This is a genomic window from Cellulosimicrobium cellulans (assembly GCF_001722485.1).
GTDB classification, from domain to species: domain Bacteria; phylum Actinomycetota; class Actinomycetes; order Actinomycetales; family Cellulomonadaceae; genus Cellulosimicrobium; species Cellulosimicrobium cellulans_A.
This window is the reverse complement of the sequence record NZ_LWGL01000080.1, coordinates 1-15,529: the sequence shown is the minus strand read 5'-3', so window position 1 is coordinate 15,529 and position 15,529 is coordinate 1. Positions and strand designations below refer to the sequence as shown.

General features: G+C 74.0%; 15 protein-coding genes. 2 read left to right on the top strand and 13 right to left on the bottom strand.

What is annotated here, in order from left to right; genetic code table 11:
* On the top strand, window positions 1-250 hold a 250-nt coding region (locus JZ5iCDA_RS10290), incomplete at its 5' end, for a DUF4439 domain-containing protein (RefSeq protein WP_139123061.1).
* A gap of 39 nt (window positions 251-289) precedes the next feature.
* On the opposite strand, the gene JZ5iCDA_RS10285 is transcribed toward JZ5iCDA_RS10290, so the two are convergent.
* Window positions 290-2,170 (bottom strand): proline--tRNA ligase, encoded by a 1,881-nt coding sequence (locus JZ5iCDA_RS10285; RefSeq protein ID WP_069387089.1) that lies wholly within the window; start codon window positions 2,168-2,170, stop codon window positions 290-292.
* 33 nt (window positions 2,171-2,203) lie between these two features.
* Between JZ5iCDA_RS10285 and JZ5iCDA_RS10280 the strand changes: the two genes are divergently transcribed.
* Window positions 2,204-3,124, top strand: coding sequence for an Fpg/Nei family DNA glycosylase (locus JZ5iCDA_RS10280; RefSeq protein ID WP_069387084.1), 921 nt, complete (start codon window positions 2,204-2,206; stop codon window positions 3,122-3,124).
* A 33-nt stretch (window positions 3,125-3,157) separates the two neighbouring features.
* Here JZ5iCDA_RS10280 and JZ5iCDA_RS10275 read toward each other — a convergent pair whose 3' ends face one another.
* The 12 genes from JZ5iCDA_RS10275 to rpsB all read right to left on the bottom strand — a co-directional run bounded on the left by JZ5iCDA_RS10275 (window position 3,158) and on the right by rpsB (window position 14,903).
* The gene (locus tag JZ5iCDA_RS10275; RefSeq protein ID WP_083259880.1) at window positions 3,158-4,084 is read right to left on the bottom strand and encodes a GNAT family N-acetyltransferase; all 927 of its coding nucleotides are present in this window, start codon (window positions 4,082-4,084) and stop codon (window positions 3,158-3,160) included.
* A 4-nt stretch (window positions 4,085-4,088) separates the two neighbouring features.
* Window positions 4,089-5,228 carry a flavodoxin-dependent (E)-4-hydroxy-3-methylbut-2-enyl-diphosphate synthase gene (ispG, locus tag JZ5iCDA_RS10270; RefSeq protein WP_171905347.1) on the bottom strand — a complete coding sequence of 380 codons (1,140 nt, stop codon included), beginning with the start codon at window positions 5,226-5,228 and terminating at the stop codon, window positions 4,089-4,091.
* Window positions 5,229-5,400: 172 nt separating this feature from the next.
* Window positions 5,401-6,711, bottom strand: coding sequence for a M50 family metallopeptidase (locus JZ5iCDA_RS10265; RefSeq protein WP_069387082.1), 1,311 nt, complete (start codon window positions 6,709-6,711; stop codon window positions 5,401-5,403).
* 83 nt (window positions 6,712-6,794) lie between these two features.
* Complete coding sequence (gene dxr / locus JZ5iCDA_RS10260; RefSeq protein ID WP_069387081.1) at window positions 6,795-7,991, bottom strand: 1-deoxy-D-xylulose-5-phosphate reductoisomerase; 1,197 nt, start codon at window positions 7,989-7,991, stop codon at window positions 6,795-6,797.
* A gap of 23 nt (window positions 7,992-8,014) precedes the next feature.
* Window positions 8,015-8,728, bottom strand: a complete 714-nt coding sequence (locus JZ5iCDA_RS10255; RefSeq protein ID WP_216093430.1) for a class I SAM-dependent methyltransferase — start codon at window positions 8,726-8,728, stop codon at window positions 8,015-8,017.
* Between the two features lie 31 nt (window positions 8,729-8,759).
* Complete coding sequence (locus JZ5iCDA_RS10250) at window positions 8,760-9,311, bottom strand: DivIVA domain-containing protein (protein ID WP_069387080.1); 552 nt, start codon at window positions 9,309-9,311, stop codon at window positions 8,760-8,762.
* Window positions 9,308-10,399 carry a 23S rRNA (adenine(2503)-C(2))-methyltransferase RlmN gene (rlmN, locus tag JZ5iCDA_RS10245; protein ID WP_069387086.1) on the bottom strand — a complete coding sequence of 364 codons (1,092 nt, stop codon included), beginning with the start codon at window positions 10,397-10,399 and terminating at the stop codon, window positions 9,308-9,310. The genes JZ5iCDA_RS10250 and rlmN overlap by 4 nt, the downstream gene beginning before the upstream one ends.
* 154 nt (window positions 10,400-10,553) lie before the next feature.
* Entirely contained in the window at window positions 10,554-11,450 is an 897-nt protein-coding gene (locus JZ5iCDA_RS10240) for a phosphatidate cytidylyltransferase (RefSeq protein ID WP_083259878.1), read from the bottom strand.
* A gap of 29 nt (window positions 11,451-11,479) precedes the next feature.
* Entirely contained in the window at window positions 11,480-12,037 is a 558-nt protein-coding gene (frr, locus tag JZ5iCDA_RS10235; RefSeq protein WP_069387079.1) for a ribosome recycling factor, read from the bottom strand.
* Window positions 12,038-12,076: 39 nt separating this feature from the next.
* A complete protein-coding gene (gene pyrH, locus JZ5iCDA_RS10230) occupies window positions 12,077-12,829 on the bottom strand; it encodes a UMP kinase (RefSeq protein ID WP_069387078.1) in 753 nt (250 codons plus the stop codon).
* Window positions 12,830-12,996: 167 nt separating this feature from the next.
* Complete coding sequence (tsf, locus tag JZ5iCDA_RS10225; RefSeq protein ID WP_069387077.1) at window positions 12,997-13,836, bottom strand: translation elongation factor Ts; 840 nt, start codon at window positions 13,834-13,836, stop codon at window positions 12,997-12,999.
* 125 nt (window positions 13,837-13,961) lie between these two features.
* Window positions 13,962-14,903 (bottom strand): 30S ribosomal protein S2, encoded by a 942-nt coding sequence (rpsB, locus tag JZ5iCDA_RS10220; protein ID WP_069387076.1) that lies wholly within the window; start codon window positions 14,901-14,903, stop codon window positions 13,962-13,964.
* Window positions 14,904-15,529 lie beyond the last annotated feature (626 nt).

Genomic DNA, 15,529 nt, shown 5'->3' with positions numbered 1-15,529 from the left:
CGGGACGGACGGCACGGACCAGGACCCGCGCCGCGTCGCCTACGACGTCCCGGCCGACGAGGACACCGCGGCGCTCGCCCGCCGCCTCGAGGCCGAGCTCGCGCAGTCCTACGCGTCTCTCGTCGCGACCGCCGCACCGGCGTCGCGCGAGGCGCTCCTCGCCCTGCTCACAAACTCGTGGCAGGCCGCGCTCGCGTGGGGCGCAGCCCCGGTCGCCTTCCCCGGTCTCCCCGAGCAGACCGCGCCCTGAGCGCCGGGCGGGCGGTCGCCGCGCCCGCCCGGGGAGCCGTCAGCCGAGGAGCGCCTCGACGCGCCGCACGACCTCGTCGACGGCGTCCGCGACCGGCACCTGCTCGGCCTCGCCCGCGCGCGGGCGGACCTCGACGACGCCGTCGGCGAGCCCGCGGCCCACGACGAGCAGCAGCGGCACGCCGAGCAGCTCGGCGTCCTTGAACTTCACGCCCGGCGAGACCTTGGGGCGGTCGTCGTAGACGACCTCGACGCCGCGCGCCACGAGCTCGGCGGCGAGCCGCTCCGCCTCGTCGAACACCGACGCGTCCTTGCCCGTGGCGACGACGTGCACGTGCGCGGGCGCGACGTGCGCGGGCCAGGCCAGCCCGGCGTCGTCGTGGTTGGCCTCGGCGAGCGCCGCGAGCACGCGCGTCACGCCGATGCCGTACGAGCCCATCGTCACGACGACCTGCTTGCCGTTCTCGTCGAGCACGGTGAGGCCGAGAGCCTGCGCGTACTTGCGGCCGAGGGCGAAGATGTGACCGATCTCGATGCCGCGGGCGAGCTCCAGCGGGCCTGACCCGTCGGGCGCCTCGTCCCCGGCGCGCACCTCGGCCGCCTCGACGGTGCCGTCGGCCGCGAAGTCGCGCTCGGCGACGAGGTCGAACACGTGCCGCCCGTCCTCGTTGGCACCGGTGATCCACCGCGTCCCCGCGACGACGCGCGGGTCGAGCAGGTAGCGCACCGAGTGGCGCACCGGCTCCCCGTGGGCGGCCGCCTCGGCGACGTCCGCGGGGACGGGGGCCTCGCGCGGCACGTTCGGGCCGAGCACCTGGGGGCCGATGTAGCCCTTGACGAGCTCGGGGTGGGCGGCGAAGTCCGCGTCGGTCGCCGGCTCGACCTCGGCGGGCTCGAACGCCGCGCCGACGCGCTTGAGGTCGACCTCGCGGTCGCCGGGGAGGCCGACGACGACGATCTCGCGGCGCCCGTCCGGGTGCGTGAGGGCGAGCACGACGTTCTTCAGCGTGTCCGCCGCGGTCCAGGGCCGGTCGGCGCGCGGGTGGTGCTCGTTGGCGAACGCGACGAGCGAGTCGATCGTCGGCGTGCCCGGCGTGTCCTCCACGTGGGCCGCGGGCGCGTCGGCGTAGTCGACCGCCTCCGGCACGGGCGTGACGACGGCCTCGACGTTGGCGGCGTAGCCCCCGGGCGAGCGGACGAACGTGTCCTCGCCGATCGGCGTCGGGGTGAGGAACTCCTCCGAGCGGGAGCCCCCCATCGCGCCCGACGTCGCCGCGACCACGACGTACTCGAGCCCGAGGCGCTCGAAGATGCGCCGGTACGCGGCGCGCTGCGCCTCGTAGGAGCGCTCGAGGCCCTCGTCGGAGACGTCGAACGAGTACGCGTCCTTCATGACGAACTCGCGCCCGCGGATGAGGCCCGCGCGGGGCCGCGCCTCGTCGCGGTACTTCGTCTGGATCTGGTAGATCGACAGCGGCAGATCCTTGTACGACGAGTACAGGTCCTTGACCAGGAGGGTGAACATCTCCTCGTGGGTGGGCGCGAGGAGGTAGTCGGCCTCCTTGCGGTCCTTGAGCCGGAAGATGTTCGGGCCGTACTCCGTCCAGCGGCCCGTCGCCTCGTACGGCTCCTTGGGCAGCAGCGCCGGGAAGTGGACCTCCTGGGCGCCGGCGGCGGCCATCTCCTCGCGGACCACGGCCTCGACCTTGCGCAGCACGCGCAGGCCGAGCGGCAGCCACGTGTAGATGCCGGGAGCCGCGCGGCGGATGTAGCCCGCGCGCACGAGAAGCTTGTGGCTCGCGACCTCGGCGTCGGCGGGGTCCTCGCGCAGCGTCCGGACGAAGAGGGTGGACAGGCGCAGCAGGTCGGCGGAGGGGGCGGCCGCGAGGGACGCGCGCGACTCCCCGGTGACGGAAGACATGCGCCCAACCCTACCGGCGGGGAGGATGAGCCCATGCCCGAGCTGCCCGAGGTGGAGGCCCTCGTCCGGTTCCTCGACGACCGCGCCACGGGGCACGCCGTCGTCGCCGCGGACGTCGCGCAGATCGCCGCGCTGAAGACCTTCGACCCGCCCGTCACGGCGCTGGTCGGGCGCGTCGTCGCCGGGGCCCGGCGGCACGGCAAGTGGCTCGACGTCGTGCTCGCCAGAGCCTCGGCCGACGGGCCCGCCGAGCCCGACGACGAGCTGCACCTCGTCTTCCACCTCGCCCGCGGCGGGTGGCTGCGGTGGTCGGAGAAGGTGCCGACGACGCCCGTGCGCCCGCGCCTCGGGGGCGGCGGCGGGGGCAAGGTCGCCGCGCTCGCGCTGCGCGTGCGCCTCGACGACGGCTCGGGGTTCGACCTCACGGAGGCCGGCACGCGCAAGCGCCTCGCGGTGCACGTCGTGCGGGACCCGGGCGAGGTGCACGCGATCGCGACGCTCGGCGTCGAGCCGCTCGACGCCGCCTTCACGCCCGACGTGCTCGCCGGCCTCATGGCCGCGCGCAACCAGCAGGTCAAGGGCCTGCTGCGCGACCAGTCGTCGATCGCGGGGATCGGCAACGCGTACTCCGACGACATCCTCCACGCGGCCCGGACGAGCCCGTTCAAGCTCACGCGGTCGTTCACGCCCGACGAGGTCGCGCGCGTGCACGCCGCGGTGGGCGAGGTGCTGGGCGAGGCCGTGGCCGCGGCGTCGGGCCGGCCCGCGGCCGAGCTCAAGGACGCCAAGCGCGCCGGCATGCGCGTGCACGGGCGGACCGGGCTGCCGTGCCCCGTGTGCGGGGACGAGGTGCGCGAGGTGAACTTCGCGGACCGCAGCCTGCAGTACTGCGCGACGTGCCAGACCGGCGGTCAGGTGCTCGCCGACCGGCGGCTGTCCCGGCTGCTCAAGTGAGCCGCCGTCCGCAGGGCACGGCTCAGGAGGGGCTCAGAAGAGGACGGTCGCGTACGTGCCGACCTGCTCGAACCCGACGCGGCGGTACGTCGCGAGCGCGCGCACGTTGTAGTCGTTGACGTACAGCGACACGACCGGCGGTCGCCCCGCGCCGTCCGGGACGGCGCGGGCGAGCTCCACGACGGCCGCCATGCCCGGGGCGGACAGCCCTCGGCCCCGGTAGCGCGGGTCGACCCACACGCCCTGGACCTGCGCGACGCGCTCGGTCACCGCGCCCAGCTCCGCCTTGAACACCACGTGCGCGCCCGTCCCGGTGCCGTCGACGCGGACGAACGAGCGGCCGGCGGCGACGAGCGAGCGCACGCGCTCCTCGTAGGCGCGCCCGCCGCCCTCGACGGGCGAGTAGCCCACCTCCTCGGTGAACATCCGCACGCACGCCGGCAGCACGACCGGGACCTCGGCGGGGACCGAGCGCCGCACGGACGTGTCGGGCGCGACGTCGGGCGAGCGGTCGATCGCGAGGGACGGCTGGGTCGCGCGCACCTCGCGCGGCGCGGGCCAGCTCTCCGCGAGCGTCGCCCAGAGGGCGAGCACCGCGTCGCGCTCCCCCACGACCGACGACGACCGGCGCCCGGCACGTCGCGCGAGCGCCGCGAAGCCCGCGACGGCCGCGCGGCGGGCCGCCTCGTCGAGCGTCCGCGGGACGACGGGCACGAGGTTCGCGCCCGCCCAGCACACGGCCTCGAGCGGCCCCTCGGCGGGGAAGCCCCACGCCTGGCCGCCCGCGGCCCGCAGGCCGACCCGCAGCGCCACCTCGAACCGCGCCGCGGCGAGCGCCGAGGCGACCGGGTCGGCCGCGCACACCGCGAGCGCCTCCGCGACGTCACCGTCGCCCAGCTCGCGCGCGTCGGCCCCGGCCCGCGTCCGCAGGGCCGGGACCGACGGGCGCCAGCGCGACACGGCGTCAGCCGACGGTGACGACCGGGGACCCGGCCTGCGCGTCGTTCTCGGGCGTCATCGTCTCGGCGATGCGCATGGCCTCCTCGATGAGCGTCTCGACGATGAGGGCCTCGGGGACGGTCTTGACGACCTCGCCCTTGACGAAGATCTGGCCCTTGCCGTTGCCGGACGCGACGCCGAGGTCGGCCTCACGGGCCTCGCCCGGGCCGTTGACGACGCAGCCCATCACGGCGACGCGCAGCGGGACCTCCATGCCCTCGAGGCCGGCGGTCACCTTCTCGGCGAGCGTGTAGACGTCGACCTGCGCGCGGCCGCACGACGGGCACGAGACGATCTCGAGCTTGCGCGGGCGCAGGTTGAGGGCCTGCAGGATCTGGTTGCCGACCTTGACCTCCTCGACCGGCGGGGCCGAGAGGGAGACGCGGATCGTGTCGCCGATGCCCTGGCTGAGCAGCGCGCCGAAGGCCGTCGCCGACTTGATGGTGCCCTGGAAAGCGGGACCGGCCTCGGTCACGCCGAGGTGCAGCGGCCAGTCGCCCGCCTGGGAGAGCAGCTCGTACGCGCGGACCATGACGACCGGGTCGTTGTGCTTGACCGAGATCTTGAAGTCGTGGAAGTCGTGCTCCTCGAACAGCGACGCCTCCCACACGGCCGACTCGACGAGCGCCTCGGGCGTCGCCTTGCCGTACTTGGCGAGCAGGCGCGGGTCGAGCGAGCCCGCGTTGACGCCGATGCGGATCGAGACGCCCGCGTCGGACGCGGCCCGCGCGATCTGCTTGACCTGGTCGTCGAACTTGCGGATGTTGCCGGGGTTCACGCGCACGGCGGCGCAGCCGGCGTCGATCGCGGCGTAGACGTACTTCGGCTGGAAGTGGATGTCGGCGATCACGGGGATCTGCGACTTCTTCGCGATGGCCGGCAGCGCCTCGGCGTCGTCGGCGCTCGGCACGGCCACGCGGACGATGTCGCAGCCGGACGCTGTGAGCTCGGCGATCTGCTGGAGGGTCGCGTTGATGTCCGTGGTCGGCGTCGTGGTCATGGACTGGACGCTGATGGGGGCGTCGCCGCCGACCTCGACCTTGCCGACCTTGATCTTGCGGGTCTTGCGGCGCGGCGCCAGGACCGGCGGCGGGGCGGCGGGCATTCCGAGGCTGATGGGTACGCTCACGCCCCTAGTATCCCCCGCACGAGGCGGGGTGCCGCACGTCGGGGCTGTCCGGGACGTCACCTTCCCCACGGGTCCGGGACATCTTCGCGGTGCCTCCACGAGCGCGGCGTGGGCGCGCCGGGAACGCGCCGGGGACGCGGCGCGTGCGCTACGTGAGCCGGACGGGGTCGACGACGTCGGCGAGGATGAGCAGCGCGCCGACGCCGACGAGCACGACGAACATCACGTACGCGACGGGCATCATGCGCGCCACGTCGGCCGGCCCGGGTCGCGGCCGTCCGCGCACGCGCGCGACGGTGCGCTTGGCCCCCTCGTAGACGGCGTTGACGACGTGTCCCCCGTCGAGCGGCAGGAGCGGGATGAGGTTGAAGACGAACAGCGCGACATTGAGCGCGGCGAGCAGCAGGAGCATGGTCACGACGCGGTCGAGCACCGGGTTGTCGGCCCCCGCCACGTCGGCCGCGACACGGCCGACCCCGACGACGCTCATGACCGAGTCCTGCTCGCGCGGCGCGTCGGTGAACGCCGCCTGGGCGGCCTCGGCGACCTTGACGGGCAGCGTGACGATGATGCCCGCGGTGCCGCTCACCTGCTGCCACGTCGCCTCGACCGCCGTGCCGACGCCCGCCGAGCGGCGCTCGACCGTGGGCGAGAAGCCCATGTAGCCGACGGGCTCGGTGACCGGGTCGCCCGCGTCGTCGACGACGGGCGTGCCGTCCTCGGCGACCACCTGGCGCTCGACCTCGACGGGCGTGACGTCCAGCTCGACCTGCTCGCCGTCGCGCTCGACGACCACCGGCACCGTCTCGTCGGCGGCGCCGCGGATCACCCCCGACAGCTGCTCCCACGACGTGACGGGAGCGCCGTCGAACGACACCACCTCGTCGCCGGGCCGCAGGCCGGCCGCCGCCGCGGGCGACTCCGGGTCGTCCCCGGCGCACTCGGAGCCGTCAGCCGTCACGGTGTCGGTCACGCACGGCGTGACGGTGCCGACGGTGGTCGTCGCCGTCGGCAGGCCGATGCCGACGCTCACCACCAGCATGAGGACGAACGCGATGAGGAGGTTCATGAACGGCCCGCCGAGCATGACGACGGCCTTCTTCGGCGCCGAGAGGTTGTAGAACGCCCGGTGCTCCTCGCCCGGCCGCACCTCCTCGGTGCTCGCGTCGCGCGCGTCGGCGACGACCTGGGCAAAGAACCCGTTCCCCCGGGGCCGCGCACCGGCCGGCGCGGGCGGCATCATGCCCACGAGCCGCACGTAGCCGCCGAGCGGGACCGCCTTGATCCCGTACTCCGTCTCGCCCTTGCGGCGAGACCACAGGGTCGGGCCGAAGCCGACCATGTACTGGCTCACGCGCACGCCGAACTTCTTCGCGGGGACCATGTGGCCCACCTCGTGCAGCGCGATCGAGACGAGGATGCCGAGCACGATCACGAGGATCCCGATCAGCGTCGCCATAATTCCGTCCTCACAGTGTCACGGGTGGTGCGGGTGATGTCTCGGGTGGTGGTGATGGTGCGTCTCGCGCCGAGCCGGCCCCGTCAGTGCCGGGCGAGCAGCTCGTCGGCCCGCGCCCGCGCCCACTCCTCCGCCGCCGACACGTCGTCCAACGTGACGGCGTCACGCGGGGTTCCCGCGTGCGCGGCGAGGACGCGCTCGACCGTGGTGACGATGTCACCGAAACCTGCGCGTCCGCTGAGGAACGCGGCGACCGCCTGCTCGTTCGCGGCGTTGTACACGGCCGGGTGCGTCGCGCTCGCCGCGACCGCCTCGCGGGCGAGCCGCACGGCGGGGAACGCCGCGTCGTCGAGCGGCTCGAAGGTCCACGACGCGGCCTGCGTCCAGTCGCACGGCGGCGCGACGACGTCGAGGCGCTCGGGCCAGCTCAGGCCGAGCGCGATGGGCAGGCGCATGTCCGGCGGCGACGCCTGCGCGATGGTCGAGCCGTCGACGAACTCGACCATGGAGTGCACGACGGACTGCGGGTGCACGACGACGGTGATGTCCTCGACGTCCACGTCGAACAGCAGGTGCGCCTCGATGAGCTCGAGGCCCTTGTTCATCAGGCTCGCCGAGTTCACGGTGACGACGGGGCCCATCGCCCACGTGGGGTGGGCGAGCGCCTGGTCCACCGTCGCGGCCTTCACGGCGTCGGCCGACCAGCCGCGGAACGGACCGCCCGACGCCGTGAGCACGAGGCGCCGCACCTCCGTGCCCGCCCCCGACCGCAGGCACTGCGCAATCGCCGAGTGCTCGGAGTCCACCGGCACGATCTGGTCGGGCCGACGCTGGGCCGCGCGCACGAGCGCGCCGCCTGCCACGAGCGACTCCTTGTTCGCGAGCGCGAGCGTCGACCCGCCCTCGAGCGCGGCGAGCGTCGGCCCGAGGCCGACGGACCCCGTGATCCCGTTGAGCACGACGTCGCTCCCCCGCCCCGCGAGCTCGGCGGCGGCGTCCGGTCCGGCGAGCACCTCGGGGAGCCTTCCCGCGGTCCCCACCGCACCGGCGAGCGCCTGCTCCAGCGCGCCCGCCCGCGAGGCGTCCGCCACCGCGACCGCGCGCACGCCGAGCTCCGTCGCCTGGCGCGCGAGGAGGTCCACATCGCCGCCGCCCGCGGACAGCGCCTCGACGCGGAACCGCCCGGGGTGCGCCCGGACGACGTCGATCGCCTGGGTCCCGATCGAGCCGGTCGAGCCGAGGATCGTCAGGGTGCGGGGAGCGGTGGCCGGGTCGTGCATGGCTCCATCCTCCCAGGTCGCGGTCAGCGTCGTGTCCACTCGAGCGTGTACCGGAAGAACAGCCGACGGCGCACGCGCACGCCCGGCAGCACGGCCCGTGCCGCACGGGCGACCTCGGCGACGGAGAGCACGGGGTCGCGGACCGGCATGCCGGGCGCGTCGGGGCCAAGGTCCCCCGGGCGCGCGCGCCGCGGGTGCTTCACGAGACCGACGAGCGGGTTCAGCAGCGCCGAGACGACGTCCACGGCGACGTCGAGCGGCGAGTCCACGCGGGCCAGACCCACGACGAGCAGGCGCCCGCCGGGCGCGAGGAGGTCGCGCGCGTGCGCCAGGGCGTCGCCGAGGCCGAGGTGGTGGTCGAGGTGGTGGAGGACGGCGACCATCGTCACCGCGTCGTAGCGGCCGTCCGCCGGAAGGTCCTCGAACGCGAGCTGCCGGACGGTGACGCGCGGGTCGTCGCCGAGGCGCGACCGCGCCGCCGCGACCATCCTGGGGTCGGCGTCGATCCCGTCGACCGCGGACGCCGTGTCGCCCAGCCGGCCGAGCAGCCGGCCGAGCAGCACGCCCGCACCGCACCCCACGTCGAGCACCGCGCGCGCCCCGCGCGGCACCCGGCGCAGCACCCACGGGTGGAAGTGCTCGTTGTGGTTCCACGGGTGGCGGGCGTTGGCCACCGCGAGCACGGCGACGGCGCGTCGCACGAGCGGGTGCGACGCGGTGCGCGGGTCCGTCGTCACGGCGTCGTCCCGACGCCGGTGGGCGTCGCCGTCACTCGACGCCGAGCAGCACCTCGATGGCCCGCGCGAAGAACGCGTCGACGGGGCCCTCGGCGTAGCCGTCGCGGCCCCGCGCGCGCCGGAACGTGGCGGCGCGGATCTCCGCCGCGGTGATCGGCACCTGGCGGTCGAAGTAGGCCACGAGCCGGTCGCACAGGTCGTCGACGTCGTCCGTGTCGTAGGCCGGCTTGCCGCGCTCGCCGGGGGCGAACTTCTCGCCGTCGGGCCGGCCCAGGCGCCCGTAGAGCGTGCGCGCGCGCTCCGCGAGCGCGTTCATCCAGGCCTGCTGCCCGTGCGCCGCGACGTACTCCGCGCGCTGGCGCGCGATGAACGCCCCCTCGAGCCGGTCGAGCGCCGCGTCCACCTCGTGCGTGTCGTACCCGCCGCGGACGAGGTCGAAGACGGACGTCTGGATGTCGGTGCTCGTCAGACGGTCCGTCGCGCGCCCCTCGTAGACGTCGCGCGCGTGCTCGAAGAAGTCGTCGACCTCCTCCGGGTCGTACCCGTTGCGCGTCTTCGCGACCGTCGTGAACAGCGAACTCACTCGTCCTCCTCTGCAGCGAGCTGCCCGCAGGCGCCGTCGATGTCGCTGCCGCGGGTGTCACGGATCGTGGTCGGGATCCCGTGCCCGCGCAATCGTGCCACGAACTCCGCCTCGACGGCAGGGTCGCTGGCCGTCCAGATCGACCCCGGCGTGGGGTTGAGCGGGATGGGGTTGACGTGCACCCACCCGCGCCCGCGCGCGTTGAGCTTCTCGCCCAGCAGGTCCGCACGCCACGCGTGGTCGTTCATGTCCTTGATGAGCGCGTACTCGATGCTCACGCGCCGGCCCGTGACCTCGAAGTAGTGGCGGGCGGCGTCGAGCGCCTCGTCGACGCTCCAGCGCGTGTTGATGGGCACGAGCTCGCCGCGCAGGTCGTCGTCGGGGGCGTGCAGCGACAGGGCGAGCGTCACCGGGATGCCCTCGTCCGCGAGCTTGCGCATCGCGGGGACCAGCCCGACCGTCGACACCGTGATGTTGCGCGCCGACATGCCGAGGCCGTCCGGCGCGGGCGCGACGAGCCGGCGCACCGTGCCCATGACCGCCTTGTAGTTGGCGAGCGGCTCCCCCATGCCCATGAACACGAGGTTGTTCAGGCGCGCCGGGCCGCCCGGGATCTCGCCGTCGGCGAGCGAGCGGGCCGCGGCGCGCACCTGCTCGACGATCTCCGCGACCGAGAGGTTGCGCGTGAGGCCGAGCTGGCCGGTCGCGCAGAACGGGCACGCCATGCCGCAGCCGGCCTGGCTGGACACGCACAGCGTCGAGCGCTGCGGGTAGCGCATGAGCACCGACTCGACCTTGGCCCCGTCGAACAGGTGCCACAGGGTCTTGACGGTCGTGCCGCCGTCGGCCTCCATGCGGCGCGCCTCGGTGAGCAGCGGCGGGAAGAGCGCCCCGGCGAGCGTGTCGCGCGTCGCCTTCGGCAGGTCGGTCATCGCCTCGGGGTCGCGCGTGAGGTGCGCGTAGTAGTGCGTCGCGAGCTGCTTGGCGCGGAACGGCTTCTCGCCGAGCTCGACGACGGCGTCGCGCACCTCCTCCGGCGCGAGGTCCGCGAAGTGGCGCGGCGGCTTCCCGCGGCGCGGCGCCGACATGACGAGCGGCAGCGGCGTCGACTCCGCCGACGGGCGCACGGAGCGCGCCGTCGGCGTGGGGAGGTCGGCAGGGTCGGCAGGGCGGTCGGACGGACGGGCGGTCTGTCGGACGGTCATGGGAGGAGGTCCAAGCGTGGGGGGCGGCGGCGCGCCGTCACGCTGCCACGGTGAGCAGCACGTAGACGAACGGCGCGGTGAGGAGCATGGAGTCGAGGCGGTCGAGGATGCCTCCGTGACCCGGCAGGAGCGACCCCATGTCCTTCAATTCTAGGTCCCGCTTGATCATGGACTCGGCGAGGTCCCCGACGGTCGCCGTGAGCGGCGTCAGGACGCCGAGCGCGACGCCGAGCAGCGGGCTCGCACCGAGGCCGACGACGACCCCGACGACGCCCACGGCGGTCGCGAGGACGAACGAGCCGGCGAGGCCCTCCCACGACTTCTTCGGGCTGACCGACGGCGCGAGCGGGTGCCGACCGAAGAGGACGCCCGCGACGTACCCGCCGACGTCGTTCGCCACGGCGAGGAGGATGAACAGCAGGACGCGCACGCGGCCGTCGTCCTGCGCGAGCAGCAGCATGACGAACCCGGCCATGAACGGCAGGTACGCCGCGGCGAACGTGCCCGCGGCGGCGTCGCGCACCGCGGGCGTGCCCGAGCCGTCGATGACCCGCCACACGACCACGCCCGCGACCGTGAGCATGAAGGAGACGAGCAGCGCCTCGGGACCCGAGTAGTACGACGACACGAGGATGCCGGCGGTGCCCACGAGGAGCGGCAGCACGGGGACGTGCAGGTCGCGGCGCTGCAGCGCCTTGCCGAGCTCCCAGACCGCCGCGCCCACGGCGAGCACCGCGAGCGCGACGAACGGCTCCGGCCGGAAGGCGAGGCTCGCGGCCACGGCGACGAGCAGTCCGAGGCCGACGGCGATCGCGACGGGCAGGTTGCGCCCGGCGCGCGGAGCACGACCGGGGGCCGGGACCCCGACGGGCTCCGGGCCGACCGTGCGGCCGTCGGTGGGGTCGCCGGCGGCGGACGGGTGGAGTTCTGACATCGGCTGGTGCGCTCGGTCCGAGGAGGGCCTCAGACCTCGAGCAGCTCGCTCTCCTTGCCGGCGAGCAGCGCGTCGACCTGGTCGACGTGCTGCTTCGTCAGGCCCTCGAGCTCCTTCTCGGCACGCGCGACCTCGTCCTCGCCGGCCTCGCCGTCGCGGACGATGCGGTCGAGCTCCTCCTTGGCGCGGCGCCGCACGTTGCGGATCGAGACGCGCGAGTCCTCGGCCTTCTGCTTCGCGAGCTTGACGAAGTCGCGGCGACGCTCCTCGGTGAGGGCGGGGAGCACGACGCGGATGATGTTGCCGTCGTTCGACGGGTTCACGCCGAGGTCGGAGTCGCGCAGCGCCTTCTCGATCGCCGTCATCGCGGACTTGTCGAACGGCGAGACGATGACCGTGCGCGCCTCGGGCGTCTGGAAGGACGCGAGCTGCTGCAGCGGGGTCGGGGCACCGTAGTAGTCGACCGTGATCTTGTTGAACATCGCGGGGTTGGCCCGGCCGGTGCGGATGGCGGCGAAGTCCTCCTTGGCCACCTCGACCGCCTTGTCCATCTTCTCCTCGGCCTCGAGGAGGGTGTCGTCGATCACCCAGTGCTCCTTACGTCAGTCGGTCCTGCGAGCTGCTCGTCAGTCCGCGGTGACCAGTGTGCCAATATTCTCGCCGACGAGAGCCCGGGTGACGTTCCCCGGCTCGCCCATGCCGAAGACGCGCATGCGCACGTCGTTGTCGCGGCACAGGCTCAGCGCGGTGGCGTCCATGACGCCGAGGTCGTTGACGAGGGCGTCGGTGTAGGTGAGGTGGTCGAGCCGCACGGCCGCCGGGTCCTTGCGCGGGTCGGCCGTGTAGACGCCGTCCACGCCGTTCTTGCCCATGAGGACCTCCTGGCAGTGCGTCTCGAGGGCGCGCTGCACGGAGACGGTGTCCGTGGAGAAGTACGGCATCCCGGCGCCCGCGCCGAAGATCACGACGCGGCCCTTCTCGAGGTGGCGGATCGCCCGCAGCGGGATGTAGGGCTCGGCGACCTGGCCCATGGTGATGGCGGTCTGCACGCGCGTCTTCACGCCGGCCTGCTCGAGGAAGTCCTGGAGCGCGAGGCAGTTCATGACCGTGCCAAGCATGCCCATGTAGTCGGCGCGCGCCCGGTCCAGGCCGCGCTGGGAGAGCTCGGCGCCGCGGAAGAAGTTGCCGCCGCCCACGACGATCGCGACCTGCACGCCCTGCTCGACGGCCGCCGCGATCTCCTGGGCGACCCTCTGCACGACGTCGGGCGCGAGCCCGATCTGGCCGCCGCCGAACGTCTCCCCCGACAGCTTGAGGAGCACGCGCCGTGCGGGAGCGCCCGCGCCGGGGCCCGTGCTCGTCGGCTCGCCTGTCGTCATGTCGCCACCTGTCCTTCGTCGTCGCCCGGCCGGGCCGGTGCGCAGCGTCCGCGGTCGCGGGAGGGCTGCTCCTCGGGGTGCTGGTCCGCACCGGGGCGCCGCTTCGCTCGGTGCCCGGGTGCGGCGTGGCCCGACCCTCCCGCTCGGGAGGGCCGGGCCAGCAGGCGTCAGGCGCCGACGCGGAAGCGGACGAACTCGGTGATCGAGCCGCCGGCCTCGGAGACGACCTGGCCGACCGTCTTCTTCGGGTCCTTCGCGAGCGGCTGGTCGACGAGGACGACGTCCTTGAAGAAGCCGTTGAGGCGACCCTCGACGATCTTCGGCAGCGCGGCCTCCGGCTTGCCCTCGTTGCGCGAGGTCTCCTCGGCGATGCGGCGCTCGTTCTCGACCGTCTCGGCGGGGACGTCCTCGCGCGAGAGGTAGGTCGGAGACATCGCGGCGACGTGCTGGGCGACGTCCTTCGCGACGGCCTCGCCGGCCGCGTCGGTCGCGACGACGACGCCGATCGACGGCGGCAGGTCGCGCGCCGTGCGGTGCAGGTACGCGGTGACGCGCTCGCCCGCGACGCGGGTCACGCGGCGCAGGACGATTTTCTCGCCGAGCGTCGCGGCCTGGTTGTCGATGACCTGCTGGACGGTCTCGCCGTCGGCGTCCGCGGCGAGCGCCGCGTCCGCGTCGCGCGCACCGGCGTCCGCGGCCGCCTTGAGCACGCGGTCGGCGAGGCCGATGAACGTGTCGTTCTTCGCGACGAAGTCGGTCTCGGAGTTGAGCTCGATGAGCGTCGCGACCTGGCCGCCCTCGGCGTCGCGGATGTCGACCGCCACGAGACCCTCGGACGTGGAACGGCCCTCGCGCTTGGCGACGCCCTTCAGGCCCTTGACGCGGATGATCTCGAGCGCCTTGTCGGCGTCGCCGCCGGCCTCGTCGAGAGCCTTCTTGACGTCGAGCATGCCGGCGCCGGTGCGCTCGCGCAGCGCCTTGATGTCAGCGGCGGTGTAGTTCGCCATGGTGGAGGATCCTCACTCGTGGTTCGTCACGGGTACGTGCTGGGTGGTGATTCCGGGGCCGCACGGCGCGCCCGGGCACGACGCGGGGTGCGCGGCGGATGTTCCTCGCCGCGCACCCCACGGTGTCACTCGGTCTTCTCGGCCTGCTCGGTCGTCGGCTCGCCGGCCGCCTCCGCGGCCGCGTCGACCGCGGGTGCCGCGTCGGCGCCGGGGGCCACGGCCTCCTCGGCGCCCGACGCACCCTGCGTCGGGGCGGCCTCGGCCGGCTGCTCCTGCGTCTCGAGCTGCTGCTCGGCGCCCTCGAGGAGCTCGCGCTCCCACTCGGCGAGCGGCTCGGCGTCGGTCTCCGCGCCGGCCTCGGCACCCGTGCGGCCCGAGTGGCGCTGCATGAGGCCCTCGGCGGCGGCGTCGGCGATCACGCGCGTGAGCAGCGTGACGGAGCGGATGGCGTCGTCGTTGCCCGGGATCTTGTAGTCCACGACGTCGGGGTCGCAGTTCGTGTCGAGGATCGCGACGATCGGGATGTTGAGCTTGCGCGCCTCGTCGACGGCGAGGTGCTCCTTGTTGGTGTCCACGATCCACACGGCGGAGGGGACCTTCGCCATGTCGCGGATGCCGCCGAGCGTGCGGGCGAGCTTGTCCTTCTCGCGGCGCAGCACGAGGAGCTCCTTCTTGGTGAGCCCCGAGCCGGCGACGTCGTCGAAGTCGATCTCCTCGAGCTCCTTGAGGCGCTGCAGGCGCTTGTGCACCGTGGTGAAGTTCGTGAGCATGCCACCGAGCCAGCGGTGGTTCACGTAGGGCATTCCGACGCGCGACGCCTGCTCGGCGACGGGCTCCTGGGCCTGCTTCTTGGTGCCGACGAAGAGGATGGTGCCGCCGTGGGCGACGGTCTCCTTGACGAAGTCGTACGCACGGTCGATGTACGACAGCGACTGCTGCAGGTCGACGATGTAGATGCCGTTGCGCTCGGTGAAGATGAAGCGCTTCATCTTCGGGTTCCAACGGCGGGTCTGGTGCCCGAAGTGGACACCGCTCTCGAGGAGCTGGCGCATGGTCACGACGGCCATGACACGTCCTTTCACCGCGCAGCCCGGGATCCTCCCGGCGCACGCGCGCTCTCGGCGACCCCCTCGCGAGGAGGCCGCGCCTGCGGTTGTCGGTGCGGTCCACGGCGGATCGCACCCCTGGCGCCACCCGTGCCGACGCCCGCTCGCACGTCGTGCGGGCGGGACCGACGCCGGACGCGGCCCGCGGGCCTCGGACGTGCCGGGGCTGGTGCGGGAGCGTGGCGCGCGAAGTCGACCGGCGTGGCCCGGCCGCCTCGTCGTCGACGACGCCGGGGCGTCGTCGACGATCAGAAGGCGCACGGTCGTGCCGATCGCGCGGCCCAGTCTACCCGACGCCCGCCGCGCCACGGACGGCACGCCGGAGGTGTCCGGCGCCGTGAGCAGGACGGTCGACCACAGACCACATGCCCTTCGGTTCCCCGTCCCGTCGTCCACAGCGCGTGGTCGACGAGCGCACGCCGCCGCTCCGGACCACGGCATCCTGCGTGCCATGGGGACCACCGTGCAGACCTCCGCCCGCCCCTCGCGGCCCCGGAAGGCCGTCCGCGCGCTCACCGCGGCCCTCGCCGTCGTCGTGACGGTCGCCGGGGCGGCACCCGGTGCGGCCGCGGGCGCTCCGCCGCACG